Source organism: Hyphomicrobium sp. (assembly GCF_019753045.1).
Lineage (GTDB): Bacteria > Pseudomonadota > Alphaproteobacteria > Rhizobiales > Hyphomicrobiaceae > Hyphomicrobium_B.
On sequence record NZ_JAIELN010000014.1, the window covers coordinates 198,326 to 221,523 of the forward strand.

Sequence of the window (23,198 nt, forward strand, 5' to 3'; positions counted from 1 at the left end):
CAGTATCAGGCGGGTGACAGTCGCGTGCAAATAGAATCTAGGGCGGCTAGACTTTTCTTCAGGTTATGGTAGTGAGACTTCTCGTTCGCAGTGCGTCGCGTCTTGCGTTTGGTCGAAGCAATTCGTTTCGACATTTCAAATAGTAATCGACCGCCAAGGCCGCACAAGTGCCAGCTCGGTCGACAGTCAACGCAACCGAGACGGAGAGCATTTCCCATGAAGATGTGGGTCGCCGGCAAAATTCAACGCATCCGCGTCACCGACAAGAGCCTGAACTACAACGGCTCGGTGTCGATCGACGCCAAACTGATGGGGCTCGCCGGCATCGAGGCCTATGAACAGGTCGACATCGTCAATCTGTCCAACGGAGCGCGCTGGACGACGTACGCCATCCCAGCGGAGCAGGGCGTCTTCTCGCTCAACGGCGGCGGCGCGCGGCTCGGCGAGATCGGCGATCGCTGCGTGATCATGACCTACAAGATGGCGGAAAAGTTTGAGCCGGCGCCCGTCGTCTACATCCGTAGCGATACAGCCAACAACGAGGTCGACCGGCGCTTCTACTACGAGCAGGACAAGCCGATTGCCGCCAAGGATCAAGTTCTCGAGACCATCGAGGCATAGTCAGCGTTGTCGGCGCGCTTCTTGAGCACGTCGCGCGCCACCGTCTCGGGTTCCTTGTCCCAGAGATCGGCGACCATCATGACTGAGATCAGCGAGGCGATGACCTCGGGGTCCGTTTCCGCGTCTTCGTCATTTTCGGCGATCCAGCTGATCGCCTGCGAATAGGATGCCATCACACTGTCTCCATAGCGCGTTTTTTCCTCGCCCGCTTCGCCGGCTTTTCGGGCCTTTTCTTCGCTGTCTGTCTTTGCTCACGATAGCGTGCATTGTATTCGGCGACTCGCCGCTGAAGCATGATTGATTGCATGAGCGCGTAGGTTTGCGGCGCGCGACCGCCTTTCTTCCAGTCGATCCCGACTTCTTTTTTCATGGTAGTCTCGAGATCGTCCCATCGCTCCACAAGCGCTTTCCAGATGCGGCCGTACTTCTTCATTTCGCCGATGCGGGGCCTCCATTCCGGCACGCGCTTCAGAAGCCTGAGGCAGCGGCCAAGGTCGCTCGGGTCGAGCGGAAAGGCGCCGCTCGAAACGCCGCCGATCATGTGCTGCATGATCGCCTCGGAGGAGGCGCCGGTGTCCCGGCTGATCAGCCACTTCATGGCCCTCTTTTCAGGCGACATCCCGCTCTCCCTCAGTTCGACTGCTGTACGTCCTGTAAGGTCTCGACGGCTTTTTGCACGGCGTGCTTCCAGCGCCGCATGACACGCACCGGGTCATCTTCCATCGTGCAATTCAGCTCACTGAGCAGCTGCGTGAAGACGTCGAGCTCATCCAGAAGAGCCTTCGCCTTGCCTTCGGCGATTATCTTCTGGAAATACTCGGCCGCCTTGCGCTCATCATGGTCGCGCTGGAGATGGGGAAGCATGCTCATGCTGCACCAAGCTGCTGATCGACCCATGCCTCGAAGTGCTGATCGCGCGGCTCGACTTCGATGCGGCCCTCGGCGGTCGCAAAGACATATTCGTCGAAGCTTTTGTATTCGTCGTAGGCGGGGAAGGTGGAAATCATCGGCCCCGACTCGCCGTTGCCGCGATCTTCGAACTGAGCGTCGACGCGGCGATGGCGATAGCCAAGACGCGTCAGATGCTGGTGCAGCGCCACGTTGAAGGCGCCGAGTGGGGAGGAGCCTTGGCGCTCGATGACGGGACCCTCGGCTGGTGCGTTGAGGAATGCGCGAACGCGCGCAAAGCTTGCCGCGTCGAGCGTCCAGTCGCTCTCATGGCCGCACAGGCAAAGGCCATAGCGGGCGTCGTCGCCATTGGTCAGCGTATCGGCATAATAGCTGGAGACGAACTGGCCGAATTCCGGGTGGAAGTGGGGGCCATGGAAGCGGTCGTCGTAGAAGTCGACGAGCCAGTGGCCCTTGTCGTCCTGGTGGGCGACGACATTGAAGGGGATGCCCCGTGCGGTGGTGATCTTGAGCGTGTTGGTCATGGTCGCTGCTCCGGTGAAAGTCTAGTCTAGCTTGACTTTCACAACGTACAAGAGCCACGCGCCGTGCATAGTCGAGAGGTTAAAAAAAGATCAACCCAGGTCCCAAAAAGATGGGCCTGGGTGCTGGAGCTGCGGCAGATGCGATGCGCTATTTCCTCGTCTCCTTTGTGTAGATGAGGCGCTCGCAGGCCTCGCAATGTATCTCGATGGTGACCGAAGTTTCGGAGCCGTGGCCACACGTCGGGCAGCCTTCCGAGCACCACGCCTCGATTGCGATCATGCCGTCGGTCCAAGGCGCGGAGCAGAACGGGCAGAGCGGGCGCGCTACCCAACCGTTGTTCTTTGTTGCCGCCTCCCTGTCCTTCTCCTCCTGCGACTTGTCCATCGTGATCCTCCTTACGCGATCGGCTTCAGGACGTACTTCGTGGCCGGCGCCTGGATGTGGAAGCGGAAAGTGTCGACCTTGAACTTGAAGCCGAAGGGGCGCAGCGTCAATTGATCGAAGATGATGCCCTCGGGCAGCTTCGACTTGATGAGATCGGCGTAGGTGCTGCTGTCTTCGTACTCGCGCTCCTCGCGCCAGCGATCCGACAGATTGCAGACGAGGTTCTGCAGGCTTTCGTAGACCGCCTGGGCCTTGGCGCGGGCCGCGTCGTGCTCGGCATTCGCCTTGCCGGTGACGATGTCGAGCGCCTTCTTGCTGGCAGCATCGCGCCCCATGCCGTCGGCGATGAATTTGCGCATGAGCTCGGCGTGCTGGGCGACGCGGTGCTGGATTCTTTGGGCCTGTGCGAGAGTGGTCATGATTGTTTGCTCCGTAACTATCTGATAAATAAACAATAAATGAACCAAGCCCCGTGCATAGTCGCGGCGCAAAAAATTCATCCGCGCCCCAACTTTGTTTCCGGCCGGTTGAAAATGACTGTTGCGTAGCTTGTCACTGGCTGCGGGCGCGCCTTGCTGCTTGATGATTACATCGCTGGCCGAGTGCGCGTTTAGACGGAGCGGATGACGAGCGCATCGGGCCCGATCTCGATGACGATGTTGCCGTCCTCGGGAACGCTGGCAAGGGGCACGAATTCGACGCCGTCATCGCCGCCAAAGGATGCGCGCTTGGCATCCCACCAGTCGTCGAACGCCATCGTCTCCGGATTGCATTCATGGGCGTAGGCGACGAGGCTGCGCTTGGGCTGCTTCGGGTCGGGCAGCATCGGGTCGCCATTGCTCATCAGGTAGACACCCGTGTCGCCAACCAGCCAGAGGCCCGGCTCTTTGTGTCGCCCGCCATACATTTCCCGGTTCGCAGTGGCTTCCACTGTGTGCTGGCGCAGCTGCTTCACGAGCGCTGCATCGAAGGTCAACGTCATCATGGAGAGGCTCCTCTGGCTAACAAAAAAATGCCCGGCACCGTGGGGGTCGGTGCCGGGCCCCGGGGAGGGCAGGGCGTGGGGGGAACGCCCTGCTCGGGAACTTAGGCGGCGTCGTCGATCGCCTGGCGGGCGATCTGACGCTTGGCAGCGCGTTCCAGACGCGCCACGGTATTGCGGATGACGCTCAGCGCGTCGGCGACTTGCTGGGCGCCTTCCTCGTCGCACAGCGCCTCGATATCGATGCTGCTGAGCTCGGCGTTGGCGGCCTGGATCTTCGCCAGCTGGCTGTCATCTTCGTCGGCTTCGGGTGTCGCCTCGGGCTTGACCCGCTCGGGACGCGTCTGACTGTCGTCGGGATCGCCTTCCTCGTCGAGGCGGTGCTCTTCGAGGATCGCGGCGACGGCGTCGCGGACTTCTTCCGCCGTCCTGAGCTTGCCGGCCTTGATGAGCTTCAGGATCTTTGCCTGATCCTTGGCTTCGAGGCGACCCAGCTCGCAAGCCATCGACGGGCACAGCGTCCCCTCGGCGACCATCGCCTGGGCGTCGAGGATCAGCGTCAGCAGATTGAGCCGGTCCTGGACGCGGTTGCGCGACTTGAAGCCCATTTCGCGCACCACGTCGGCGACTGTCATCCCGTTCTGCATTAGCTTGCCGAAGGCGTGAGCTTCTTCCATCGGCGACAGGTTGCGGCGCTGGACGTTCTCGATGATAGCGCGGAGCGGCAGGTTCTGTTCGTCGGTGGTCGTGTCGACGATCGACTTGATGTGCTCCCAGCCCAGCTTCTGGTGGGCGAGCCAGCGGCATTCGCCGCCGACGATCATGTAGCGGCCGGCCTCGCCGATCTTGTGCGGCATCGGCCGTACGATGATCGGCTGCAGGAGGCCGTGGCGCTTGATGGAGGTGGCGAGCTCCTCGATGTAGGACTCGGGGAAGTCGGTGCGCGGCTGCTCGGGGTTGCGTTCGATCTGCGAGACGGCGATCTGGCGTACTTTCTGGTCAGACATTGGTTTGCTCCGTGGTTGTAAGCGTCTGTATTAACTTGACTTTCATACAATATGAGACCAGCGCGGCGTGCATAGTCGATCTTTAAAAAAAGATCACCCGGCCCCAACTTTTTTTTCGCTGGGGCCGGGTGCAGGCAGGGCGTCACGGAGCTAACGATCAGCCTGCCATATCGAGCGCGAAAGACAGCGCCTTGTTCTTGGTGTTGGTGCCGTTGCCGAACCAGGAGTTGGCGAGACGGCTTTCGCTGGTCTTGCCGATCACGTGGTCGACGGCGTAGGTGGCGGCGTTGAAGAGCTGGTAGTAGGAACCTTCGCCAAGCTCGGCGCCCGGCTGCTCGTCAACGGCCTTCAGAAGCTTCTGCATGGTGGGAACGACGCGCTCGGAGCCATCCTTGTTGGGCTTGGCATCCTCGAGATCGAACACGGCCTTGAAGTAGTCGACGATGTCCTCCTTGGCGTAGCGCTTGGAGATCAGGAATTCGGCCTTGGCCTTGAGCTCGACATTGCGCTGATGCTCGCGGCGGATCATCTCGGCGATGATCTCGGGGTCGAACTTCTGGTTGTGCCAGATGGCGATGGCTGCGACCGAGCTGCCGGACAAGGCTTCCTGCAGGGTGTTGTCGCACACGACCCGCGTCGAGGTGTGGCGCGCATTGCCCGAGTAGCCCTTCATGTGCGGATTGTGAAAGAGCCAATAGCTCTCGTAGACGTCGCGGCCGTTGAAGAGCTCGAAACCCTCTTTGGACTTAGCGAGACCGAAGACCGAACGGCCGCCCTTCAGCGATCCGCCGGAGTGCATTTCGAGCTCGCCGCGCTCGACGAACTCATGGAAGATGTCGAACCAGTCTTCGTTCTGGAAGGGTTGCCAACCCCCGGTCAAACCATCGTCGAGAACCGCATCGTCGATGTCGCGGACAAGGGCGGACTTGCCGGTCGGGATCATCTCGCCCTTGCGGTTGGTGGTATAGCCGGGGCGCTTTTCGACCCGCCAGTCGAGGCCGCATTCCTTCAAGAACTGATCGGGCGAGAGGCCGGCGGGGACGCGCTTGCCGAGCCCGTGCCAGGTATCTTCGCCGACATAGGCGAACTGATGCTTGCCGTCTCTGACTTCAATGTTGTGGCCCATGACACGCTCCTGTGACGCTGGAAGTTAAGTCTGATGAAACTCACAATATGAGACCAGCCCAGGATTACAAATCAGGGACATTAGGCGCGCGTCTTGAGGATCTGCTCGAACACCCGCCGGCCGCGTTGCAGTTTTTGATCTCGAATCTCTCGCGCTTTTCTCATCAAGCCACGCTCGAGGTTTTCGGAAATGACCATGCCGAACCCGTACGTCGTCAAGACGATGCCATCGACGGCGATGAAGATGTGCGTCGGGTTCTCGCAGACGTGACGAAAGGTTTTGCTGATCCGCCAACGCGGTCCGCACGGAATGGTCTGCACATTGCCTTTGATGTAGTGCGAGGCAAAGAAGGCAAGCTGCCCTTCGATTGCGATGCGGAGCTGTCCGGCAGAGCGTGTTCGCTCCGGACAACCCAGCACCCGTTCTCTATAGCGTTCGACCGCGTGATTGGTGATTTGCCACCCATGCGCAGGTCGTGTCGCCATGCACTCAATCCTCATCCCGGATGGGCAGTTCGCCACTCCAAGTCCAAATCCCCTGCGCACCCTTCTGGATGATGGGCACCTCGAGCATGTGGACGTTGTCGAAGTGCCAGAGCCAGCGACCGGCGCGATAGTCGCCGAACCACGCTTCACCCGTCATGAAGACGAAGGATGTGAGACCCTTCTCCGATCCTGGCAGCCGGACACCGACGTCGACATGGTCATCGTGGAGACGCGACGCCCGGTAGGCGCCGGCAAGTCTCGCGGTCGCAACAATGGCGCCGCGCGCCAATGTTCCCCAGTGCTCCATCGGCAGACCGATCGCTTTCTCGATGGCGAGCCTCTCGAGCGGCGAGCAATCGCTCGCGCGTGGTGGCCGGGCAGCAGCGTGGATCGCCCACTCCTTGCCGATCAGATTTTCCGGCGGCGGCCAGTGCCGCGTCTCGAGCCGCTTGGCGCCGCGCGCCAGCAACAGCGACCACGGCTGCCAGACGGTGATCGTCGGCAGCGACACGCGCCGCTTTGCGATCACGTCGCGCTCGTCAGTGAAGAGATCCGTCATGCATTCAATTCCAATCCCACACGCGCCCTGTCACTCTATATTAGACGTTTTTTCGCGCTTTCAGCTCAGCACCGGCGATCGGCGGGTCCCAGTCTGACGGCCCCGCCGGCGCCTCGAAATCGCCCGAGACTTCTTCTCGAAATCCCCCAGCCGCTCCAGGCGATAGCCTTCCCACTTGGCAGTCGTCGCATCGACGACCTTGGCGGCATGTGCGAGCAGGCACTCGGCCTCGCGGCCATTTTCGCAGGCGACGGTACGGGGCGTGTAGATCTTGTCGAGCACGGGCTTCTCGATGCCGAGCTTGCGCCAGGTGATGATCACGCAGGGCAAGACCTCGATGACGTTCCCGACGTCGTCGACAACGTTGCCATAAGCGGTATGGGCTTCAATGCGCATCGGCACGCCCTTTCCAGAGGTCGGGAAGCCGATGTAGCCATAGCCGTTGTACGTCATGCTGCGTTCTAGAGTTCGAGGGCAAAAAACGCGGCACTTGAAAGTCTCGGGTCAGAACCAGATGCGGCGCATCGCCAACACGGCGGGTCCGTAGATCGCCGGCAGCATCTCGGGATCGGTGTCCGAATACTGCGTCAGCCAGTTGTTGCGGTAGATGGAAGTCGCGACGTCGTTGCGCGGCAGCTCGTCGAGCGCGCTCATCTCATCGACGAACATGTCGAGCTGCTGACCCTCGTAGAGCACGGCGACTCGCTCGAGCGGCCTCAGGCCGAGCAATGGTTCGATCTGGGCCTTGATCTCCTTGAGGCTCGGCGCCGTGCGCATCGTGCGCTCGTAGAGGATCGGCATGCGTCCCGGCCTCAGGAGCATCAGCTTGGTCGCGACAAGCTCGTCCTGCGGATCGGGAACGGTATGAGCATCAGCCACGGTTTCACCTTTCTTGACGACTGATAGTCTAGCACGCCGAGACTTTCATGTCAGACGAAATTCAGCCGACTCCCACAGGAATGTGGCTTGTATGGCAGACAATCTCACGCCGCTATCCCGGTGCAGGTCAAGGATCGCGAGACTTTCTGGTTTAAGAAACCAGGGTGGCAAACGGGTTGAAATCGAAGCCCGAGATGACCAGCAGCGTCAGCCCGGCCGCCCGCTTCGACGCTTCGCCGTTGAAGTATGTGGCGGCTTCTACGCGCCAAATGCCAAGGGCTTGACCGACCGCCGAGAGGCGGAGTGCGATCTCATCGCTGCCGGTGATGTTCGCCAGGTCACGCGCCGTCGCGCGATTGTTTGGGAAGTGGAATTCCCGGTTGCCAAGGAGACCGAGGAGCTCAGTCTTGATGCCCACGGCACGCGCCTGATGCACGCCGACGATCAACGCGTCCTGCGCGGCGGCTTTCAGGAATTGGGCGAGGGAGGAAAGAGTTTGCGTGTCCAGATTGACGATCGTCAATTTGGTGTGGTCGCTCGTACTGCCGTCGCGCAGGATCTCAGTGGTATCTCGGACGACTTCGAGCAAGCGCTCCAAGTTCATTATGATGCCTCGTGGGTACGCTGATGCCTCATGGTACGTTTCTTCAAAGCAACGCAGATGGAACGGCCGTTTGTGACGGTTGTTCCCGATCTGACGTTTAGTGCTCGTCCAATTCCATCGTCAACTGAGTAGTTTTCACATCAGGGCCTGTGGCTCGCGCTGTTTTCGATCTGGCGAAAACAGTGGTCCTTATGCCGATGATCCCACATCGTCCTTTGATCTCAATCCCTTCCAGGTCGGATGGCGCGGTTTTCCCTTGCTGCCAATCCGCTGGTACTTAAAAGACACTAATTTTCCGTGCAATTCGGCGCGGGTGTCCCAGAGTTCCTGGGCGTACGCGTCGGTGCCGCCAACGGCGAGATCGAACACGACCTTATCGCGCCCATTATGCCAGAGCACATGGACGCCGCCGAGAGTCCCGGCCGGCACCATCCCCGCCTTTTTCGTTGAGCGCTTGGTTTTTCCAGTGGCCGAGGTTTCGGCGACATTGGTATTCTTGCGCTGCTCATAGCAGCCGACGATCACGCCCTCGCTGTCGTGCCAGCGCTTGAACTTCAAGAGCAGCTCTTCCTTCAGCGTCGACCGGCCGAATTTGTAGTGCCCCTCGGGGTCGCGCAGGATCAGGCCTTCGTAGCCGGCGGCGACGGCTTGATCCATCCAAGGCTCGATCTCCGCGTGGCCGTAGGCCGGACGCTGCGCCACGATCCTGAGCCACGGCAGGTCGACGCCGGCCAGTTTTTGTTTTAGCCGTTCGAGGCGCATCCGGAACGGTTCACCGGGAACCGAGAAATCGTCGAAGACCCAATAGGAAAAATCAGGCTGGCCGGCCTCGGTCGTGACGGCGCGCTGGGTTTTGTTGAAGACATCCGGATCCGTTGGTGCGCCGACGATCAGTTCACCGTCGGAGCCATCGGGCATCCCCTGCATGGCCTTGCGGATGTGGCGATTGCGGATGATCTTCAGTTCCCGCGTCATCGGCAGGCCGTTGCGGATCAGGCAGCGAAACCCATCGATCTTCAGAGAGACCAGTTTCGGGTAGGCGAGGGCCGTGAGATCGGGGTTCTCTTGATACGCTAACATGGGCTCGAATTGCCGGTTCAACTGTTAATCCTCCCTATAGCAAAACAGCGTTCTGACCATCCCCCTTTTTGGGGATAGTCGCCGGCGCTTGCGCCGCGCCCATCAGGCGGCGCCGTAGGTCGGACGGTAGGGAAAGTCCTGGGCGCGCCGCTGGACGTTATTTTCATCGAGCTCCCAGGCGGCGTCTGGATTGCCGTCGAAGAGGAAGACCACCCTCGGCTCGGCGTCGGGGTCGGAGGCTTTCCAATAGTTGAAGGCCAGCGCCGCGTTAACCGGCATCAGAAATTCGAGGAAGGTGACCTCGGCAATCAGCTGCTCGCGCGTCACCAGGGGCGCGATCGTCTCGCCCTCGCTGTTGGTGCCGAGCACCAGGCCCTTCTGGATGAGCGGCTGCCGGTAGCCGTTGATCAGGAAGAAGAACGGGCACATCGGCCGGTGCAAAAGCCCGTTGTCGTCGACGTAGAGGGTGTCGCCATGCGAGAGCTCGACGATGGTGAAGGTATCGACCGGCCAGCGTGCTTCCGAGATCAGCGGATAGATCGATTGGTAATTGCGGGCGCGGTACGTTCCCGGCACGATCTCGCGCTTGATCGGGTCGATGACCCAGCCGGTGATCGGTGTGTTGTACGGTGGGGCTTCTTCTCTGCGCTCACTCATTGTGCCGGGTCCCTTCCTTCTTGAATTTCAGCATTGACGGTCTCGAGCACGTAATCGGGAAAGGGGTAGCCGGCGGCGCGGAGTTCGAGCAGCAGGGCCTTGAATTCCTCAAGTGTCGGACTGTTGAAGGTCCGGCCATCGTAGGGCCCGCCGATCGACACGCGATCGGCCGTGTCCAGCCAGTCGTCCTGCGCCTTCATGGCGGCGGACATCGCTGCGGCCCAAGCCATGAGTTCGGGACTGCCCGGCTCCAGGCGTTTGTCGGGCCAATCCGGCGTCTTCGGGACGTCGCCGACGATGCGGTTTACGGCGACGTGCGTCGTCCACCCACCAGCGACATCCTCGTAGCAGTAGAGGTCGCAAGACCAGTCGGCACTCGACCAGCGGCAATAGCTCATTTCAACATGATCCCGAAACCAATGAGGCCGGCGGCGATAACGACCGCCGCCGGCCACGTCAGCGTGTTGAGTTGGGCGATCAAGCCCGTTGCTTGCGGACAGGAGGTGGCGCTCATCGCCGTTTCAGCCAGGAGAGACATCATCCGTCGGTGTCCTTGAGTTGAGTGGAGGCCCAGATGCCGACACCGATGAGTGCCGGCACCTTCGACCACGTCCACAGCAGCGCGATGATCTCGATCATCCGGCCCTCACAAGAGAAAGAGCCAGACGAGCGACAGCGCGAACCCGAGCAGCACCGCAGCCGCGATGGCGCCGGGCATGAGCTGGAGGATGGCCTGCAGCGCGAAGCCGAAGGCCAACAGCTCCTTGCGATGGTTCTCACTCATGCAGCACCAGCCAGGCGATGAGCGCCGCCAGCATGAGGATGAACCCCATGTGGACGTAGAGCTCGTGGTAGCCGAGCCAGAGAGAGCCGTAGGCGACCGCATGCGCGGCGTGATCCGCGCCATGGTAGATCTTGCCGATCTTCTCGCCCTTGCCGTGCAGGAAGTGGCGGGCCTCACCATGCGTGACGGTGAGGAAGCCCTTCGTCTGGCGCATCGCGCCGGCCATGTGCACCCGGGCCCGTCCCAAGTGTCGCCGCTGTGCTTCGTTCATCGTCAACGTCACCATGACGCCCTCCTTTCACTTGCTACAAAATCGTGATTGCCACTCCCGTACCGACGGCGATCGACGCGAGGAGGCCCCAAAGCCCGAAGATCAGAATCGCCATAGCTGCCGCTCCACGCTGACGTCAGTCAGCGTCGCTGGTTGCGCCCTAAGACCGTTGTCGTGAGAATGCGTTAGGTCCGCCTGCGCTGGACGCGAGACGGAGACGCAGCGATGTCGATCAGGTCAAGTTTCACGAACCGAGACTCCCTTGCTGCGCGTGACCCAAACACGAACCTTCGTTCGATCACTATATTAACAGACCGTAATTCGCGAGGTCAACCCACAAAGTCTAGCCTGACTAGACTTTGAAAACAAAGCTTTCGTAGGTATCGCCTTGCGGAAAAGTGGCGAGCATCAGGTCGCCGTTGGCGAGGCGCACCCACACCCAATTCGAACGGCCGTGACCACTGAAGGGATCGGCAGCGAGCATGCGGGCAACATCGTCTGCCGTGGCCGGCACCATATAGCCGAGCGTGACATGCTCTGGCAGTCGCTTGCCGTCGACGAGGTTCAAATCTTCCGGTGTCGCCGTCAGGTTTTCGCGCGGCTCACGCATCACCGTTATCCAGGACGAAGCAGGCAGTGCGCGCCCCGGTCGACCAGATGCGGCCGCCGACCTCGTGGCGGTAGCCATTCGCACACTTGATGAGGATAGCGTAATCCTTGCCGAAGTGATCGCGGTCGAAGACGAAGCGGGCACCCAAGGGCACGCTCTTGAAGAGGGTTTCTCCGAGCCCAAGCTCTTTGGCCCACAGACAGGCGTCAGCATCGCGGTCGTCGTTGTTCATGGCGAGACCATCCTCCAGAAGACATGCCAGACGTATCTGCCGTCAAAGACGGTGCCGAGGAATTTCCACGGCTCGGCCGGACAAGGATGCCCCGTGCCGACGATCTTGACGTAGACCTCGCTTTCGGTGGCGCCAGGCGTTACCGCCGCCCACAGCATCATCTCCTCGCCTTGCATGCCGACCGACAGGGGTTCCGGTGCCGGCAGGCGCAGCATCTTGTCCGGCGTGTCGATATGGTATTTGTAGATGGTGCGGCTCATTCTTCGAGGTTCTCGCCGGTTAGAATGTCGATCTCTCGCAGGAACGCGTTCTCCGAATTTGTCGTGCGTACCGAGATGTCGAGATTGACCGTGCCTCTGACGACGTCGATCGTCAGATAGCCATAGCCGCCGTCGTTGTTGTACCAATCGACGTCCGCCTCGTTCAGATAATTGTCGGTGAGGCTTCTGATGGCCTCAACGAGGCTTATCGTTGCCGGCGCCCGCACGGACACCCATCGTCCAGCAACGAACTGCCGCTCATTCTGCATGACTTCGATGGTGAGGTTTTGGGCGGCGCGCGCCGAGTCGGGCTTGAAATCGACGCTCTCGATTGAGCCACTGTCGCCTGAGCCGTCGAAATAGACCTCGACTTGCGTGACGCCGTTGGCGCGCAGGACCGGCAGCACACGGCGCAGGGTATCCATGTAGCCGTGGTCAGTCTCGGTCTCGACATCGGTCTTGAGGCTCTTGATGCCGAGCAGCTCTGCAATGGCGTCGCGCTGGGGCTTAGTCGGCAGGCGGTTGTCGCGGCCCTTGAGCTGCGCAATCGTCAGCGGCGCCTCTGGATTGCCGGTTTTCTTCAACTCGACTGTCCAGCGCTGGCCGTCGAGAAAGACGGCGGCGATGGCAGAGGCGCCTGAAAGGACGATGCGATGGTAGCTCGCCACGCAGTGGCGTTGTCTGAGCCCCTCCATGCCGAGGCGGCGGCTCGACTGGATGACGTAGCCCGGGAAGCGTTCCGGCAAGTGCTTCGTGAACTCCGACATGTCGTAGCGGAGATTTTCCGCCTGCAGATGCTTCATCGTGGCGAGGCGCGACAAGCGATTGTGCTCGTCCTTCCAGCGCGCCGGACTCCAGGCGAGATTGACGCGCCGGCCGTGCTGCTTCGCCATCTTGATGGTATCGGCGACCGGAATGTTTTGGCTTCGCATGCACAGGAAGCCGGCCGCGAAGCCAACGAGCCGGGTTTTGTCGCCGGCCAGCTCGCCGGCGTCGAGGACAATATTGACGACATCATCGGTCAGCTGACCGGTTTTCATCAGCTGCCGGATCGGTTCGGCGGTCTTCTGCGGCAGCAGCGCCAGGCGCTCGCCGATCGTCGCAACTGTTTCACTCATACTGCACGTTCTCCCGCTTAGCGCCGACCTTGGTGGCGCGGGCCATCCACGGCTCAGGGGTGATTTTCGACAGCCAGTCGGCGATGGTTGGGATCTGTCCCAAGTCTTCCATCACGTGCTGCTCGGCGACGTAGCGCACCGGCACGGTCTTGCCGTCGCTGTTGGTGAGCGTGACGCCGAACACGCGCTCGCACTCGAAGATGCCCTCGGCGTGATGGCGCAGCGCCCGGTGACGGAAATCAGCAAAACTTTCCTTGGTGGCGTCGAACCAGTTGTGGATCTCGAGGTAGTCCTCAGGCTTGCCACCGAACATGCGGGCGGAACTCACGGCATGAAAGTGCGGATGCGTCACCTCAACCCTCCTTACTTCCCTAGCGCCAAAGCGTGGCGCAGATTGCTGATGATCGCCGTCGGCGGCCCAGGATATTTGTCCTTTGGCAAGTCGCTGTACGATGCCTCAAGGGCGTTGGCGGCAAGCTCGATGGCCAGTTCGAGCTGCGCGATGCGCTTGTCGCGGATGGCAACCGCCTGAGCGGCGTCGCCTGTCGCGTCCGCGAGTTGCTGTTTTAGCATCTCTGTCTGCGTCGCCATCCTGCTCTCCCTTAGCTGACAACTTCTTCGTCAAGCTTTTGCTTCGCGATGCGAAACATTTCGCCCATCGTGCGCCGGATGCCTTTCGCTTCGTAAATCCGCCCACGCGCGAACGCGCCCGGTTTGCCTTCGGTGTCTCGGGCAGCCTCAGCGGCGCACTTTTCCTCCGTCTCTTCACACAGCGCACAGAGGTCTTTGCGAAGGTCTTCGATGATCTCCTTCGGCGTCATCCGCCTGCCTCCTTATTTCTCCAACGAGCAGCCGCCACTAGCTGGCTTCGGCTCTGTTTTGATCTTCGTTCCGCACTTCGCGCAAAACCAGTACGGCGGCTTCGTCCAAAGGTCCGTCGTGCGCGTAATTCTGATCCAAGAATGGTCGGGCACGTTGGCTCCGTTATTTTACACCGGCATCGATCAAGATGCGGGACACTTGGTGAATTTGCTTCTGCACTCGCTCTATCGTTTTGATGCAGACCGGATCGGCCTTCGTCCTCTTGAGATCGATGAGCGCACCCTCAAGATTATAGTAGGCGTCGCTATCGATGAGATGGCCGCCACGTTCTTTTCGAGGCGTCGGGAACAGCGCGCTGCTGATCTTTTCGAGTGCCTTTTCCGGTTTCATCCGCCTGCCTCGTTTCTTTGACAAATGGGTTTCTACTTATTCGATGCCACGAGCTTGCAAAGCTCGTCTGCGCGGTCTGCCCTGTCGATGATCTGTTGGCACGCCCATCGCGCGCCATCCGCGAACGATCCGGACATGTCCGGAAAATTTTCGCTTTCCAGCATCACGACACTCGCGATGCTTTGCGGCACGCCACGAGGCGGATGCGCCAGCACATTCTTGATTTCGTCAGGTGACATCCTGTTCTCCTATCTCTTACATTCCTCACGCGCCCATTCTTCGAAAGCTTTCGCGTCCGCCTTAGTGAACGGATGAAACACGATGCCTTTGCCTTTGCACTCGTCACAGCCTGAGCCGACGTGAACGTGATGCTTCGGGTGGATAGGGAAAAGTCGATGACTGATGTAGCCATCGACGCTATCAGTGCAGCCCGAGCACGAGTCCCAATAGCCAACGCTGTTGCCCATCCGCCTGCCTCCTCGGGTGTGAAATTAAAATTCGCAATTGGCGATAATCTGATTTGCCTTGTCGAGAGGCATCAACCCCGCTCCATCGTCGTCTAAAAACGGTTGCAGCGCGACGCGCGCGTGCGCCTTTGCGAGAGCGCAGACGCAAAGACCGTCTTCCCCCATGTCGTCCAAAAGCTGCGCCATCGCATCCACCAACGAGCGAACATTCTGGTTCATCCGCCTGCCTCCTTTGGTGTTAAGCGGCTTTGTTGATCTCTTCGAAATTTCGTCCGAGATCAAATGCCTCGCGAGCGCCGCCCTGAGCATGCGCTCTCACGCTCTCAACCAACGACAAAATATCTCCGAGCTTTACGCTCCCTTGCTCTCTCGCAAGCTCATCGAAAACAATCCAGCCGCAGCCTTCGGCCCACTCAGCCCCAGGATGCCCTTGCTCTACGCAGCGGTAGTATCCAGAACCTTCCATTCTAAAGTCTCCTTTTAGACGATCTTCAATTTCGGCGTCTTCGGCCCTGCCGCCTTCAGCAACAGGTCGCCCATGTTCCGCGCAAGCGTCGGCGGCAATCGCAAACTGACGGTGTGATGCTTCTCGATCTCTAGGATAACAACGCCGTCGTCATCGACGCTCACAGCGATTTTTCCGGACCACTCGCGTGACACGCCATTGGCCAGCGCTATCTCCCCAATCGGCTTCATCCGCCTGCCTCCTTTGGTGCCTCAGGGAGCACGGCCTTGGCGATCCGCGTATAGGCCTCACCGACAGCGACGGCGCGCGGGTCGTCTTCGGTAATGCCGTGTGGCGGGCGCGGCTTCGGATCGATCGCCTCGAGGATGTTGGCTGGCCCACGCTTGGCCTCGGCGAAATAGCCATCGAATGAGGAGGGGTCATCGGGACTGGCGCGTTTGCGGTCGAGATCAAGCTTCTTCGTCATCAAGGTCCTCCGTCTCGTAGAGGCCTTGGATCGCCTTCTCGATCAGGTCATCAGGACCGATCGTCATGATTGGCGATACGCTGACGTCCGGCAGGTCGGGATCTTCGAAGCGCTGACCCGAGAACGGCACGTCGGCTTGGTCTTTGCCTTCGGCGTCAAGCTGGCCAGATGCCAGCGTGCGAGCCTTCTGCCTGGCCTCTTCGATGGTCTTTGCCTTGATGTAGGCGGTGGCCCAGACTGGAATATCCAACTGGAAGATTTTCATCAGATCACGCGCTCCCTGGCGATGTGCTCGCAGAGCTCGACCATCCAATCGATCGTCTCCTTGTCGCGCGTCAGGTGCGCTTCAAGGACGACGGCGGCGATGACGAGCGGCTTCTTCTTCAGGCTGTCGGCGATCCGACGGCGCTCACGGCGGGTGGCGCGGCGGAAGCACTCGATAAGCGCCTTGGCGTCGCTCGAACGCCTGGCAATGCGTTTCTCCCGGTAGTCGGGATCGCTGGAATACTCTTTCACGCCAGATTTCCTCCATCTCCGAGCATTTTATCAGACCGGCAGCACCGTCTCAGTCGCCGCCTCCACCTTCAGGCGGTAGCTCGGATAATCCGGCGCGTGCGTCGCAATGTGCGCCTCGGCATCCGCTTCGCTCTCAAAGCGCATCGGCGCGCGGCGATCGGGACCGAAGCAGATGGGCGACAGCAGCCAGCCGTCGCGGCCCATGATCTTGCCGTGCTGGTTCTTGATGATGAAGGTCATGCAGCCCTCCGTTCGGCCCGCTTCAGCTTCGCCATGATGTTGAGGATCGAGCGCGGGTCCGACGGCGTCGAAGAGCCGAAGACCGTTTCGCGCTCGGGGTGCGTAAATCGCAAGTGGTTGTTCTTCGAACGCGAGACTGTCCAACCGCGAGCGACAGCGAATTCTTCGATGTCGCGCCGGTAGCACATGGCTCAGGCCTCCATGACCTCGGCACGGGTGATCCGCTTCATCACGTGGCGCACATAGCGGTGCTCGAGCGCCTTGGCCCGCCGGCGGCACTTCGAGCCGTGCTTCGATGGCCAGGCCGGCCATTCATCGTGGCCAGGGCAACAGGGCTCACCCAGCCGCTTCAGGTTCTTGATTTCGCGCTTCATGGTCGTTGCTCCGTGTGGTCGTTCGGTAATCGTCTTCCGCTGCCGGCGCGGAAGCTGGAGGGGACACGCCGGCAGCAGAAGGCGGTTACGCAGCCTTGGCCTGCGCGGGGATCGCGGGTCGGTACTTAAAGGGGCGGTTCAGCCAGTGGCCGATCTCGAGCTTCGTCAGATGGCTGTTGCCGGCGGCAATCATCAGCACGCGTTCCAAGGCCTTCAGCATGGCGCCGTCGAACTGCTCGGCTAAGTGCTCGGTGTCGACGTCGTAGCAGGGCTTGCGGCCGTCGAACCCGTAGTCGTAGGGCGCCTCGACCACCGACACGGTGAGCGTGCGGTTATCGGGGGAGAGGCGGAGGGCGAATTTCCAGCCCTTGAAGACGGCGGCGAGCGTCTCGCGCTTCACTTGGACTTCGGCTGCGGTGATGTACATGGGATGCTCCGTCCCGTAAGTGGTTGATAAACAGACAGTAAATGAGCCACGCAGGGGCACAAGACGCGAAATCAAGCAGGATGATACTTTTTTACCGGCCGAGCGGTCGCAAGTAGGCCCTCGGGTTCTTCCAGCGTTCGCGCGCGATCATGGCGGCCTTGGTGGCGTCGCGACGGCTGCGCCGGCAGGCGGCGATAAGGCTCGGGTCGTGTGTGTCCATGGCCGCGCGGAGACGGCGGCGAAGCAGGCGAACGACCCGCAATTCCATGGCAAATTCGCCTTTGAGCTGCCGTTTCGGCAGCGCCAGGCGCGGCCAGTTCTCGATGTCGAGGAAGTCGATCTGCTCGGCCAGCGCGTTGAACGTCTGGGCAATGCGCGGGCGGGAGAGGGTGGAAATGGTCATGGGAGAAGCTCCGAAGATAAAAGTCTAGCCGTGCTTGACTTTGCAATCAAGCAATCAGTGGCGCGGGTCGGTGTTCAGCACGCGATAGCTGGTAATTTTGCCGGCGGCCTTAAGTTCTGCGAATTTCTCGGGCTTGACGGACACGATCTTGCCGTCGGCGCGCTGGAGACTGACGAATGCGCCAAAGCGCTTAGTTGAACCTTCGCACAGATAAGTGAAGGTGCTATTCGCGGTCATCGTTTGGCTCCGTATGTCGTTGATAAAACGACATTAATTGAGCCAAGCACCGTGCATAGTCGAAAAATTAAGCGTCCTGAAACGTTTATTCGCCAGCAGCTGCCTTCCGGCGCTGCTCGTGGAAGGCGGCGATGTCTGTCACCCGCGTGTGTAGGCGCCGGCTATCATCGACGTTCAGGAAGTGGCAGGACATGAAACCGGGCATGCCATTGAGCGAGCCCGGCCCCGCCTTATCGAGGTACTCGTAGACGGCATTGATATTGTTTGCCTTCTGCCACTCACGCCCCGCCTTATCCATGAACGCGAGGGGCATCCAGATCTGCTCGAGGTCGACGTTGGCCACCTCGATGCGGTGGCTGTGGTAGACGTTGTGAAACACCAAGCCGCCGACAATGTCCTGCGCCAACTGTTCGAGTTCGGCGTCGGTCTTCGGCTGATAGGGCAGAGGCTTCGTCTCATCACTCATTGACTTGCTCCTTGGCGTGCCGGCCTCCTGGCCCCGAACGGCCGCCAGGCTTCTCCACGATCCAATTCCCGGGCGGATCACCTTGGCCATCCCAGGTCACGCACGCGACCAGCGCCTCGCCCTGGCCGCTGTAGCAGTAGCGCTTGAAGTAGCTGGTGCGGTCCTCAATGACGCAGAGGCCCCAGGTATAAATGAACTCCATGATCCCAAGGAGATCACCGGCCTCGTTGCGGCGAAGGTGCTTATATCCCATCGCGAGGAGATCGGCGAAGAGCTCTTCATCGCCAGGCTTTCGGATCGCGGATCTATCGACCATCCGCTTGGCGGCATCGAGAAAGTCCATCAGTGTACATGGCCCCGGATCTTGCCGTTGCAGCAGGCGCAGCCGCGCTCGGCGACCTTTTCGATTTCGCGCTGCTTATCTTCCGGCATGTCTTTCAGGCTCTGGGCGCCAAGCGCGTGCAGTTCTTCGGCCGTTGCCAGCCGGCCGATACAGATGGCGATATCGGGCTGCGTCAGCATCTCCTCCGGCACTTCGCCGCCGAGCACCTGGCCGCCGGGGTTGAGACCGAGATCCCAGGCGTTGCGGACGGCATCCACAAGATCGTGGCCCTGGACCACGGTAGCGCCGAGAAACGTCTCGTCGGCGAACGACAGGTAGAAATGCTTCATGGTTTTGCTCCGTTCATGGCGCGTGCTTCCTCACGCGATTTGCCTGCGATTTCAGGCCATTTTATCAGAACCTCGTCGGGGCCACAGTCGGCGGCGCACAACCCGCAAAAGCGTTGGCCCTCGGTCGCGAGCTGCCCCGACTCGGTCTCGTCGTAGCCGCAGACCGGGCATTCGAAATGATAGAGGATTGATGTCCCATTCATCGCGGCCTCCGGCACACCATCTTCGCGTACTTGTGAGTCATATCAGAAAAATCCTCTTTCCTGATTTCGAAAGGTTTTCTCGCGACCAGAGGGGCCGAAGATTGGCAAGCCCCCAACAGTCTCGAAAATCGGCGTCTTTGGCGCTAGAGAACGAGAACGAAGAAACCGGCCGGACATGATCGACGTGCCATCCAGATCCGTAGTTATCCCACGTCATTCCGCGCTTAAATTGCCTTTCGAGATGCGCAACAAGCATCTCGATGGAGTATCCAGCAAGCACTTGCCATGCTCGGTTCGCCTTCTTGCCTCTCAACGAGGAATATATGCCAGCGCGCATCGCATCATTGAGCCGATTCCTAGGGGTCTTGACTTCCTTTGCTCTACGGGCTCGCTGACGCTCAGTTGCCTTCTGTTTATTGCGATAGTGGTATGCTAACGCCGATCGACGGCGGCGCTCTGGATGGCGAGAGCGATACTCACGCGAGCGACGAGCATCGTCTGCCTTGTGGCGCCGCCGATATTCACGGTTCCTGACATTGCGCTCGGTGCGATTTTCGGCGTGGCTGGCGCGGTGCCGGGCGTTCCGACATAACTTACAGCAGTCGACGCGGAGCAGCCCAGGACGCCGCCAATGAAAGTTCTCCGGCGTTAGCTCTTTGTCGGTCTCGCAGTCGGGACACATCACGGTGCAGGCGCCTCACGCTGGCGACATATAAATTTCGCATAACGGCGATACGCTTCCTGCCAATTCTCCATATCAGTTCTGGCCTGCTCAAGCGTCACCACGCCCGCGCAAACGCACCGCATTGCCTGAATTTCCAGCCTATCTTTGCGATGTGCCTCGGCCCACAACTGCAACTGAAAATTGCTCGTATGTTGAAGATCCCCGGGCTCGCCGCCAATCGAGAGGCTAATGGCATGGTCAAGCTGGTATTTATCGGCGTCTGCCCACGTCAGTCCTTGCGCTTCGAGGAGCCACTTCTTGATGAGTTGCGTGATGTAGACCGGCGGCCTGACGCTTGCCGTGTAGCCCGGCACGCAGATCGTGGTGGCGATCGTTTCCTGCGTCACGGCCGGATTGTAGGTTCGCCATGTGTCGGGGTCCGGTCGCATATCGGCAGCGCCGATGCCGCCGACTGCCAGAATGAGGAACAGCGGGAGCCAGTAGGTACGCTTCAATTCCCGAATACCCTCGCAACGTAAGCCGGCGTCATGTAATCGCGGTAGCCGACGATTTCGAGCCAGTCGGGTTCGCACATGCCACGGTCGATCTCCGGGACTTGCGCCAGCATGTCTTCCAGCCGGCAGACGCCGATATCAGCCTCGATATAACCGGCGACGACGGCAAAGCGCCCCGGCTCCGGAATGCGCAGCGGACGGTTAGCCCTGACCACGCACAGCGGCGGGAACGCGACCACAGCCGCGCCCTCGTAAAGGCCCTGGCGAAAGTCTTCGATGGCGCCATCGTCAAACTTCAGCGGCCGAGCGCACCAGCTCTCGATCAGCTCGCGCTCGGCGGGATTGAGGTCGGCTGTTTCGACGATCATTCGGCTTGGGTCTCCATCGCCTCGAGCGTCGCGAACTCGCCGAGCTGACCGGCAAGGCGCGTTACCCAGCTCTCGACGTAGGTTATATTGCGATAGACATCCTTGGGCGGCTTCCAACCAGGGAGCGCTTCGAGCTTCTTATGCAGCTCCGCCAACTGCTGCATCACCGGATCGTCGAGGGTTTCGCGCGCCATCATGGCACGTAGGCCCGCGAGCTCGGGAACGTAATCGCCGGCGTGCCCACAATCAAAGCCGAACCACCAATGGTCTGCAAACGGCGCGCGAGCCTCCTGGAGTTTGCCGGTCCAGGTGATGCCGCCATGGGCGCGGAAGAGATGGCCGACGGTCAGCGACGACACTCCGCCACCGCTCATAGCCGACAGAAAAATATCAAAGACGCCAAAGCCGTCGCTGGCGTCGAGCTTGACGGGACCCTCCAACAGGGCTTCGCCGACCGAAGTCGCCCAATTCGGCAAGGGCGTATCGTACTGACGGCCAAAGAGAGAATTGCCTTCCTCAACGCCGACGTAACCGCACAGCGCGCCCATGTGATTGCGCAGGATCAGGCAGGGGAGACCTGAGGTCTCATCAGTCCACTGCTTGAGATCGGGCTCGTCGTCCCACGCGCCGAACGGCCAGCGGGCGCGGGCTTCGTCGCAGCGCTTCAGGCGTTCGACAATCAGTGGCGACGGCATGGGTGATTGCTCCAATGAAGGCTCAATTATATCATGCCGGCGCGAGGAGCCCATCCAGGTCGGCGATGATGTCGGCGAGCTTCCGGTCAACGCCTTCCGGATCAATAGTGACCGAACTTCGGCAGGCCGTCAGCGCATCCCTGAGCAATATCAGGCGGAGAATGTCGGCGCGCTGAACCGTCGTCAGGTTGATCGCGCTGCTGGCATGGACATTGCAGCTCATCAAGAGATCGCCAAGACCGTCGATGGTTTTTTTGTGAATAACGGCAAGCATATCGTCTTCCGATTCCGGCATACCGGAAGCCAAGGCCTTGAGCGTCACGCCAAAATAGAGTGCCTGGTCGCCGCGAATAAAGACGCCCGGCCAGTCGCGCTCGAACTGCAAGGGGCCGGTCTCAACTCTGTCCATCGTGCGCTCCAAAATTATCATTGCGTGCCCGTCGCAGCGCTCGGAGCATTTCCGCATCATCGCCGAGCGAAATCAGGAGCTGCCTGGCGAAATAGTGCGTATTCTCCGTCATTTCCGGCGCGTACAGCAGCAAGGCCCGGCGCAACAGCCAATGCCCGACGTACCAGCGCAGCGCCTGCTTGACATCGCCCCAGGCCAGGCGCAGCGCCTCGCGTGTCTCCGCCATCATGAGCCGGCCCCTTCCATTTTGCGCATCTCCCGCAGATGATCCTGCAGCATCTGCTCGACCATGTGCATGCCCCCGAGATCGCGGTAGATGAAGGCGGCCTCGGTGAGGCAGGCGTGCGCCCACGCTGCAGCCGCTCGCGGCCGCTCGCGCGGCAGCTTGCTGTTCTTGGCGAGGAACTTAGTCCGCCCGCGCGCTATCATCTCCATCGCCTTGCGGACAATACTGATGCTGTCCTCAGTCTTCTTCTGCGCTATGGAGCTCTCGGTCGTCGCTTCGTCGCTCATGCGTGCGTCTCCGTGCTTTCTGCGTGCAGTTGGGCAGGATGCGTTTGATGTGCTCAGCCAGCGTCTTCGGGCTGTCGAGCCACATCAGCTCCAGGAAGTGGTTTTGGCCGCCTATGTAATCCTTGCGGCTCTTGCAGGCGCGGAACATCAGCCCTTCGCGGCCGCCACCGGGCAACTGCTGCGCCATGACGTAGAGTTGGTCGGCGTGCAGGATGATCTCGCCGGAGACGGCGGGGCCGCCGAGCACCGAGCGGATGTCGTAGTCGTCATCGTCGAGACCGAGCTCTTCGGCGAGGCGTTCGAGCTGTCTGCGGCAATGAAGATGGAACGCCTTCTTGCGCTCGGCGTCGTTGATCACGGGCTTGCGGTAATTATACGCCATGTCATGCCACCTTCTTTTTCTTCGCCGCGCCGATCAGAGCGACCGCCTTCCAGGCCCACTCGAGATCCTCGATCGCGCGCTCGATGCGCCGCTTGGCCTCCTCGACGTTGTCGCAATCGGCGCTTGAGGCGAGTTCCCGCATCAGGAACTGGAACAGCGGGTCGCACGCTTCGAGGTCGGCGCGCCAATCCTTCGACTTCATCAGCTCGCGGTATTCGCCATTCATGAAGGTACGGGCGACGGCGCGCTGGTAGATGTTGAGAGACAGCGTGTCGGGATGATCGCTCATGCCTCGGTGGCCTCGATCGCGGCGATGGCCTGGTCGATATTGTCGTCGTTGGTCTCGAGGTGGCGCTCCAACAGCCAGTCGAGGACGTCGAGCCAGAAGCAAGCATCCATCCGTTGTGTCG

56 protein-coding genes are annotated in these 23,198 nt (G+C 60.6%); 2 read left to right on the forward strand and 54 right to left on the reverse strand.

The window, feature by feature from the left end; genetic code table 11:
- The first annotated feature begins 216 nt into the window (after positions 1-216).
- Complete coding sequence (locus K2Q04_RS16850) at positions 217-621, forward strand: aspartate 1-decarboxylase (RefSeq protein ID WP_291165859.1); 405 nt, start codon at positions 217-219, stop codon at positions 619-621.
- Here K2Q04_RS16850 and K2Q04_RS16855 read toward each other — a convergent pair.
- The 46 genes from K2Q04_RS16855 to K2Q04_RS17080 form a co-directional block, all read right to left on the reverse strand.
- Complete coding sequence (locus K2Q04_RS16855; RefSeq protein WP_291165860.1) at positions 594-794, reverse strand: hypothetical protein; 201 nt, start codon at positions 792-794, stop codon at positions 594-596. The two genes, K2Q04_RS16850 and K2Q04_RS16855, sit on opposite strands and share 28 nt — an antisense overlap.
- Positions 794-1,240 (reverse strand): hypothetical protein, encoded by a 447-nt coding sequence (locus K2Q04_RS16860; RefSeq protein WP_291165861.1) that lies wholly within the window; start codon positions 1,238-1,240, stop codon positions 794-796. Before K2Q04_RS16860 ends, K2Q04_RS16855 begins: the two co-directional genes overlap by 1 nt.
- Positions 1,241-1,251: 11 nt before the next feature.
- Complete coding sequence (locus tag K2Q04_RS16865) at positions 1,252-1,491, reverse strand: hypothetical protein (protein WP_291165862.1); 240 nt, start codon at positions 1,489-1,491, stop codon at positions 1,252-1,254.
- Positions 1,488-2,054 carry a hypothetical protein gene (locus tag K2Q04_RS16870; RefSeq protein ID WP_291165863.1) on the reverse strand — a complete coding sequence of 189 codons (567 nt, stop codon included), beginning with the start codon at positions 2,052-2,054 and terminating at the stop codon, positions 1,488-1,490. The genes K2Q04_RS16865 and K2Q04_RS16870 overlap by 4 nt, the downstream gene beginning before the upstream one ends.
- Positions 2,055-2,202: 148 nt before the next feature.
- Complete coding sequence (locus tag K2Q04_RS16875) at positions 2,203-2,439, reverse strand: hypothetical protein (RefSeq protein WP_291165864.1); 237 nt, start codon at positions 2,437-2,439, stop codon at positions 2,203-2,205.
- Positions 2,440-2,450: 11 nt separating this feature from the next.
- Positions 2,451-2,858: a hypothetical protein gene (locus K2Q04_RS16880; protein WP_291165865.1), complete on the reverse strand. Its 408-nt coding sequence runs from the start codon at positions 2,856-2,858 to the stop codon at positions 2,451-2,453.
- 191 nt (positions 2,859-3,049) lie between these two features.
- The gene (locus K2Q04_RS16885; RefSeq protein ID WP_291165866.1) at positions 3,050-3,424 is read right to left on the reverse strand and encodes a DUF3085 domain-containing protein; all 375 of its coding nucleotides are present in this window, start codon (positions 3,422-3,424) and stop codon (positions 3,050-3,052) included.
- Positions 3,425-3,525: 101 nt separating this feature from the next.
- Entirely contained in the window at positions 3,526-4,428 is a 903-nt protein-coding gene (locus tag K2Q04_RS16890) for a ParB/RepB/Spo0J family partition protein (protein WP_291165867.1), read from the reverse strand.
- Between the two features lie 157 nt (positions 4,429-4,585).
- Positions 4,586-5,554 (reverse strand): DUF932 domain-containing protein, encoded by a 969-nt coding sequence (locus tag K2Q04_RS16895; protein ID WP_291165868.1) that lies wholly within the window; start codon positions 5,552-5,554, stop codon positions 4,586-4,588.
- Positions 5,555-5,634: 80 nt separating this feature from the next.
- Positions 5,635-6,039: a hypothetical protein gene (locus K2Q04_RS16900; protein WP_291165869.1), complete on the reverse strand. Its 405-nt coding sequence runs from the start codon at positions 6,037-6,039 to the stop codon at positions 5,635-5,637.
- A 4-nt stretch (positions 6,040-6,043) separates the two neighbouring features.
- Positions 6,044-6,598, reverse strand: coding sequence for a hypothetical protein (locus K2Q04_RS16905; RefSeq protein ID WP_291165870.1), 555 nt, complete (start codon positions 6,596-6,598; stop codon positions 6,044-6,046).
- 60 nt (positions 6,599-6,658) lie between these two features.
- Positions 6,659-7,051 carry a hypothetical protein gene (locus K2Q04_RS16910; RefSeq protein ID WP_291165871.1) on the reverse strand — a complete coding sequence of 131 codons (393 nt, stop codon included), beginning with the start codon at positions 7,049-7,051 and terminating at the stop codon, positions 6,659-6,661.
- Between the two features lie 51 nt (positions 7,052-7,102).
- Entirely contained in the window at positions 7,103-7,477 is a 375-nt protein-coding gene (locus K2Q04_RS16915; RefSeq protein ID WP_291165872.1) for a hypothetical protein, read from the reverse strand.
- 151 nt (positions 7,478-7,628) lie between these two features.
- Positions 7,629-8,081 carry a hypothetical protein gene (locus tag K2Q04_RS16920; RefSeq protein WP_291165873.1) on the reverse strand — a complete coding sequence of 151 codons (453 nt, stop codon included), beginning with the start codon at positions 8,079-8,081 and terminating at the stop codon, positions 7,629-7,631.
- 189 nt (positions 8,082-8,270) lie between these two features.
- Positions 8,271-9,182, reverse strand: coding sequence for a hypothetical protein (locus K2Q04_RS16925; protein ID WP_291165874.1), 912 nt, complete (start codon positions 9,180-9,182; stop codon positions 8,271-8,273).
- 81 nt (positions 9,183-9,263) lie between these two features.
- Positions 9,264-9,818 (reverse strand): hypothetical protein, encoded by a 555-nt coding sequence (locus tag K2Q04_RS16930; protein ID WP_291165875.1) that lies wholly within the window; start codon positions 9,816-9,818, stop codon positions 9,264-9,266.
- A complete protein-coding gene (locus tag K2Q04_RS16935; RefSeq protein ID WP_291165876.1) occupies positions 9,815-10,216 on the reverse strand; it encodes a hypothetical protein in 402 nt (133 codons plus the stop codon). Before K2Q04_RS16935 ends, K2Q04_RS16930 begins: the two co-directional genes overlap by 4 nt.
- Positions 10,213-10,359: a hypothetical protein gene (locus tag K2Q04_RS16940; RefSeq protein WP_291165877.1), complete on the reverse strand. Its 147-nt coding sequence runs from the start codon at positions 10,357-10,359 to the stop codon at positions 10,213-10,215. The genes K2Q04_RS16935 and K2Q04_RS16940 overlap by 4 nt, the downstream gene beginning before the upstream one ends.
- Positions 10,360-10,464: 105 nt before the next feature.
- The gene (locus K2Q04_RS16945; RefSeq protein ID WP_291165878.1) at positions 10,465-10,602 is read right to left on the reverse strand and encodes a hypothetical protein; all 138 of its coding nucleotides are present in this window, start codon (positions 10,600-10,602) and stop codon (positions 10,465-10,467) included.
- Positions 10,595-10,888: a hypothetical protein gene (locus K2Q04_RS16950; RefSeq protein WP_291165879.1), complete on the reverse strand. Its 294-nt coding sequence runs from the start codon at positions 10,886-10,888 to the stop codon at positions 10,595-10,597. Before K2Q04_RS16950 ends, K2Q04_RS16945 begins: the two co-directional genes overlap by 8 nt.
- A gap of 337 nt (positions 10,889-11,225) precedes the next feature.
- Entirely contained in the window at positions 11,226-11,483 is a 258-nt protein-coding gene (locus K2Q04_RS16955; RefSeq protein ID WP_291165880.1) for a hypothetical protein, read from the reverse strand.
- A complete protein-coding gene (locus K2Q04_RS16960; protein WP_291165881.1) occupies positions 11,476-11,715 on the reverse strand; it encodes a hypothetical protein in 240 nt (79 codons plus the stop codon). Before K2Q04_RS16960 ends, K2Q04_RS16955 begins: the two co-directional genes overlap by 8 nt.
- Positions 11,712-11,975 carry a hypothetical protein gene (locus K2Q04_RS16965; RefSeq protein WP_291165882.1) on the reverse strand — a complete coding sequence of 88 codons (264 nt, stop codon included), beginning with the start codon at positions 11,973-11,975 and terminating at the stop codon, positions 11,712-11,714. Before K2Q04_RS16965 ends, K2Q04_RS16960 begins: the two co-directional genes overlap by 4 nt.
- The gene (locus K2Q04_RS16970; protein WP_291165883.1) at positions 11,972-13,093 is read right to left on the reverse strand and encodes a DUF6878 family protein; all 1,122 of its coding nucleotides are present in this window, start codon (positions 13,091-13,093) and stop codon (positions 11,972-11,974) included. Before K2Q04_RS16970 ends, K2Q04_RS16965 begins: the two co-directional genes overlap by 4 nt.
- Positions 13,086-13,445 (reverse strand): hypothetical protein, encoded by a 360-nt coding sequence (locus K2Q04_RS16975; RefSeq protein WP_291165884.1) that lies wholly within the window; start codon positions 13,443-13,445, stop codon positions 13,086-13,088. Before K2Q04_RS16975 ends, K2Q04_RS16970 begins: the two co-directional genes overlap by 8 nt.
- Before the next feature lie 11 nt (positions 13,446-13,456).
- Positions 13,457-13,684: a hypothetical protein gene (locus tag K2Q04_RS16980; protein ID WP_291165885.1), complete on the reverse strand. Its 228-nt coding sequence runs from the start codon at positions 13,682-13,684 to the stop codon at positions 13,457-13,459.
- Positions 13,685-13,695: 11 nt separating this feature from the next.
- Complete coding sequence (locus K2Q04_RS16985) at positions 13,696-13,914, reverse strand: hypothetical protein (RefSeq protein WP_291165886.1); 219 nt, start codon at positions 13,912-13,914, stop codon at positions 13,696-13,698.
- A 163-nt stretch (positions 13,915-14,077) separates the two neighbouring features.
- Complete coding sequence (locus K2Q04_RS16990) at positions 14,078-14,305, reverse strand: hypothetical protein (RefSeq protein WP_291165887.1); 228 nt, start codon at positions 14,303-14,305, stop codon at positions 14,078-14,080.
- Positions 14,306-14,337: 32 nt separating this feature from the next.
- Positions 14,338-14,544 carry a hypothetical protein gene (locus K2Q04_RS16995; protein WP_291165888.1) on the reverse strand — a complete coding sequence of 69 codons (207 nt, stop codon included), beginning with the start codon at positions 14,542-14,544 and terminating at the stop codon, positions 14,338-14,340.
- Between the two features lie 9 nt (positions 14,545-14,553).
- Positions 14,554-14,772 carry a hypothetical protein gene (locus tag K2Q04_RS17000; protein WP_291165889.1) on the reverse strand — a complete coding sequence of 73 codons (219 nt, stop codon included), beginning with the start codon at positions 14,770-14,772 and terminating at the stop codon, positions 14,554-14,556.
- Positions 14,773-14,796: 24 nt separating this feature from the next.
- The gene (locus K2Q04_RS17005) at positions 14,797-14,991 is read right to left on the reverse strand and encodes a hypothetical protein (protein WP_291165890.1); all 195 of its coding nucleotides are present in this window, start codon (positions 14,989-14,991) and stop codon (positions 14,797-14,799) included.
- Between the two features lie 19 nt (positions 14,992-15,010).
- On the reverse strand, positions 15,011-15,238 hold the full coding sequence (locus K2Q04_RS17010) for a hypothetical protein (RefSeq protein ID WP_291165891.1): 228 nt from the start codon (positions 15,236-15,238) through the stop codon (positions 15,011-15,013).
- Positions 15,239-15,252: 14 nt separating this feature from the next.
- Positions 15,253-15,468, reverse strand: a complete 216-nt coding sequence (locus K2Q04_RS17015) for a hypothetical protein (protein ID WP_291165892.1) — start codon at positions 15,466-15,468, stop codon at positions 15,253-15,255.
- On the reverse strand, positions 15,465-15,704 hold the full coding sequence (locus K2Q04_RS17020) for a hypothetical protein (RefSeq protein WP_291165893.1): 240 nt from the start codon (positions 15,702-15,704) through the stop codon (positions 15,465-15,467). Before K2Q04_RS17020 ends, K2Q04_RS17015 begins: the two co-directional genes overlap by 4 nt.
- Positions 15,688-15,969, reverse strand: a complete 282-nt coding sequence (locus K2Q04_RS17025; protein ID WP_291165894.1) for a hypothetical protein — start codon at positions 15,967-15,969, stop codon at positions 15,688-15,690. The genes K2Q04_RS17020 and K2Q04_RS17025 overlap by 17 nt, the downstream gene beginning before the upstream one ends.
- Positions 15,969-16,220 carry a hypothetical protein gene (locus K2Q04_RS17030; RefSeq protein WP_291165895.1) on the reverse strand — a complete coding sequence of 84 codons (252 nt, stop codon included), beginning with the start codon at positions 16,218-16,220 and terminating at the stop codon, positions 15,969-15,971. Before K2Q04_RS17030 ends, K2Q04_RS17025 begins: the two co-directional genes overlap by 1 nt.
- Before the next feature lie 30 nt (positions 16,221-16,250).
- Positions 16,251-16,460: a hypothetical protein gene (locus tag K2Q04_RS17035; RefSeq protein ID WP_291165896.1), complete on the reverse strand. Its 210-nt coding sequence runs from the start codon at positions 16,458-16,460 to the stop codon at positions 16,251-16,253.
- Positions 16,457-16,648: a type II toxin-antitoxin system HicA family toxin gene (locus K2Q04_RS17040; RefSeq protein ID WP_291165897.1), complete on the reverse strand. Its 192-nt coding sequence runs from the start codon at positions 16,646-16,648 to the stop codon at positions 16,457-16,459. Before K2Q04_RS17040 ends, K2Q04_RS17035 begins: the two co-directional genes overlap by 4 nt.
- Before the next feature lie 3 nt (positions 16,649-16,651).
- Positions 16,652-16,834, reverse strand: a complete 183-nt coding sequence (locus tag K2Q04_RS17045) for a hypothetical protein (RefSeq protein WP_291165898.1) — start codon at positions 16,832-16,834, stop codon at positions 16,652-16,654.
- 85 nt (positions 16,835-16,919) lie between these two features.
- Entirely contained in the window at positions 16,920-17,261 is a 342-nt protein-coding gene (locus K2Q04_RS17050; RefSeq protein WP_291165899.1) for a hypothetical protein, read from the reverse strand.
- 91 nt (positions 17,262-17,352) lie between these two features.
- Positions 17,353-17,664, reverse strand: a complete 312-nt coding sequence (locus K2Q04_RS17055) for a hypothetical protein (protein WP_291165900.1) — start codon at positions 17,662-17,664, stop codon at positions 17,353-17,355.
- Positions 17,665-17,718: 54 nt separating this feature from the next.
- Complete coding sequence (locus K2Q04_RS17060) at positions 17,719-17,901, reverse strand: hypothetical protein (protein WP_291165901.1); 183 nt, start codon at positions 17,899-17,901, stop codon at positions 17,719-17,721.
- 85 nt (positions 17,902-17,986) lie between these two features.
- On the reverse strand, positions 17,987-18,367 hold the full coding sequence (locus tag K2Q04_RS17065) for a hypothetical protein (protein ID WP_291165902.1): 381 nt from the start codon (positions 18,365-18,367) through the stop codon (positions 17,987-17,989).
- Positions 18,360-18,710, reverse strand: a complete 351-nt coding sequence (locus K2Q04_RS17070) for a hypothetical protein (protein WP_291165903.1) — start codon at positions 18,708-18,710, stop codon at positions 18,360-18,362. The genes K2Q04_RS17065 and K2Q04_RS17070 overlap by 8 nt, the downstream gene beginning before the upstream one ends.
- On the reverse strand, positions 18,710-19,039 hold the full coding sequence (locus K2Q04_RS17075) for a hypothetical protein (protein WP_291165904.1): 330 nt from the start codon (positions 19,037-19,039) through the stop codon (positions 18,710-18,712). The genes K2Q04_RS17070 and K2Q04_RS17075 overlap by 1 nt, the downstream gene beginning before the upstream one ends.
- A complete protein-coding gene (locus tag K2Q04_RS17080) occupies positions 19,036-19,242 on the reverse strand; it encodes a hypothetical protein (RefSeq protein WP_291165905.1) in 207 nt (68 codons plus the stop codon). Before K2Q04_RS17080 ends, K2Q04_RS17075 begins: the two co-directional genes overlap by 4 nt.
- 460 nt (positions 19,243-19,702) lie before the next feature.
- On the opposite strand from K2Q04_RS17080, the gene K2Q04_RS17085 reads away from it, so the two are divergent.
- Complete coding sequence (locus K2Q04_RS17085; RefSeq protein ID WP_291165906.1) at positions 19,703-19,834, forward strand: hypothetical protein; 132 nt, start codon at positions 19,703-19,705, stop codon at positions 19,832-19,834.
- Between the two features lie 89 nt (positions 19,835-19,923).
- Here the strand turns inward: K2Q04_RS17085 and K2Q04_RS17090 are convergent, their stop codons facing one another.
- The 8 genes from K2Q04_RS17090 to K2Q04_RS17125 are packed head-to-tail and all read right to left on the reverse strand — an operon-like array spanning position 19,924 to position 23,077.
- Entirely contained in the window at positions 19,924-20,421 is a 498-nt protein-coding gene (locus K2Q04_RS17090) for a hypothetical protein (RefSeq protein WP_291165907.1), read from the reverse strand.
- Entirely contained in the window at positions 20,418-20,789 is a 372-nt protein-coding gene (locus K2Q04_RS17095) for a hypothetical protein (protein ID WP_291165908.1), read from the reverse strand. The genes K2Q04_RS17090 and K2Q04_RS17095 overlap by 4 nt, the downstream gene beginning before the upstream one ends.
- The gene (locus K2Q04_RS17100; protein ID WP_291165909.1) at positions 20,786-21,484 is read right to left on the reverse strand and encodes a hypothetical protein; all 699 of its coding nucleotides are present in this window, start codon (positions 21,482-21,484) and stop codon (positions 20,786-20,788) included. Before K2Q04_RS17100 ends, K2Q04_RS17095 begins: the two co-directional genes overlap by 4 nt.
- A gap of 31 nt (positions 21,485-21,515) precedes the next feature.
- Positions 21,516-21,893, reverse strand: coding sequence for a hypothetical protein (locus K2Q04_RS17105; protein ID WP_291165910.1), 378 nt, complete (start codon positions 21,891-21,893; stop codon positions 21,516-21,518).
- Positions 21,880-22,122, reverse strand: coding sequence for a hypothetical protein (locus K2Q04_RS17110; RefSeq protein ID WP_291165911.1), 243 nt, complete (start codon positions 22,120-22,122; stop codon positions 21,880-21,882). Before K2Q04_RS17110 ends, K2Q04_RS17105 begins: the two co-directional genes overlap by 14 nt.
- A complete protein-coding gene (locus K2Q04_RS17115; RefSeq protein ID WP_291165912.1) occupies positions 22,119-22,406 on the reverse strand; it encodes a hypothetical protein in 288 nt (95 codons plus the stop codon). Before K2Q04_RS17115 ends, K2Q04_RS17110 begins: the two co-directional genes overlap by 4 nt.
- A complete protein-coding gene (locus K2Q04_RS17120) occupies positions 22,357-22,788 on the reverse strand; it encodes a hypothetical protein (RefSeq protein ID WP_291165913.1) in 432 nt (143 codons plus the stop codon). The genes K2Q04_RS17115 and K2Q04_RS17120 overlap by 50 nt, the downstream gene beginning before the upstream one ends.
- A 1-nt stretch (position 22,789) precedes the next feature.
- Positions 22,790-23,077: a hypothetical protein gene (locus K2Q04_RS17125; protein WP_291165914.1), complete on the reverse strand. Its 288-nt coding sequence runs from the start codon at positions 23,075-23,077 to the stop codon at positions 22,790-22,792.
- Positions 23,078-23,198 lie beyond the last annotated feature (121 nt).